This window comes from Rubrivivax gelatinosus (assembly GCF_016583785.1).
GTDB lineage: Bacteria > Pseudomonadota > Gammaproteobacteria > Burkholderiales > Burkholderiaceae_C > Rubrivivax > Rubrivivax gelatinosus_B.
In genome coordinates this window covers 1-539 of sequence record NZ_NRRU01000242.1, presented here as the reverse complement: position 1 = coordinate 539, position 539 = coordinate 1, and the positions used below count along the sequence as shown (strand labels likewise).

Below are 539 nucleotides of genomic sequence, written 5' to 3'. Positions count from 1 at the left end.
CTGGACGGGCGGCCGATCGGTGTCGAGGCGCTGCTGCGCTGGACGCACCCGGGCTACGGCCCGGTGCGCACCGACGTCGCGATCGCACTGGCCGAGCAGGGCGGGCTGATCGGCCGCCTGGGCGCCTGGGCGCTGGACGAAGCCTGCGCGCGCAAGGCGCAATGGAACCGCCAGGGGCTGCAGGCGCTGACGATGTCGGTCAACGTCTCGCCGCTGCAACTCGGCGAGCCGGGGCTGCCGGCCGTCGTGGCGCGGGCACTGGAGCGCCACGGGCTGCGGCCCGACGAACTGGAGCTCGAGATCACCGAGAGCCGCGGCATCCCCGCCGGCGAGATCGCCGACCGCAACCTGGCCGGGCTGGAGGCGCTGGGCGTGCGCCTGGCGATGGACGACTTCGGCATGGGGCACGCGTCGCTGCTGCACCTGAAACGTTTCCGCGTCGCCGCGATCAAGGTCGACGGCTCGCTCAGCCGCGACGTGATGTCGCACCCGGTCAGCGGCGACATCATCCGCGCGATCGCGACGCTGGGCCACAGCAG

The 539-nt window shown here is 73.5% G+C and carries 1 protein-coding gene; it reads left to right on the top strand.

The features are described 5' to 3' along the window. A partial coding sequence (locus CKO43_RS25615) for an EAL domain-containing protein (protein ID WP_200380431.1) occupies positions 1-539 on the top strand: 539 nt, incomplete at both ends.